Here is a 288-nt window from a genome sequence, read left to right as displayed (position 1 = left end):
ACGAACGCTTTAAGCTTAGCTTGTTGTGTGATGGACAGTGTCGCAGGACGGCCCGGATTGGGCGCATCGTCAAGGCCAGTCAGCCCATGGGTTAAATAGGCGGTGACCCAGCGATTGACACTGGTTCTACTGACCTTAAGCATGCTTGCGATGGCGGTACGAGAATGACCTTCAGTGAAATGGAGTAAGGCAAGATAGCGCATACGTTTGCGTGCACTTTTCTCCGATTTTACTAAGGCTGCGATGTGGGGATTATTCATATTTTGTATGATTAAAAACTGATGACCA

The 288-nt window shown here is 48.3% G+C and carries 1 protein-coding gene; it reads right to left on the bottom strand.

The genetic code is table 11. The annotated features are described in order from the left end of the window. The coding region (locus tag B4920_RS26065) for a helix-turn-helix domain-containing protein (protein ID WP_139379661.1) at positions 1-260 on the bottom strand (260 nt) is incomplete at its 3' end. Positions 261-288 lie beyond the last annotated feature (28 nt).

This window comes from Zoogloea sp. LCSB751 (genome assembly GCF_002028455.1).
GTDB lineage: Bacteria > Pseudomonadota > Gammaproteobacteria > Burkholderiales > Rhodocyclaceae > Zoogloea.
Note: the sequence above shows the minus strand (reverse complement) of the source record. Positions and strands in the feature narration are given on the sequence as shown.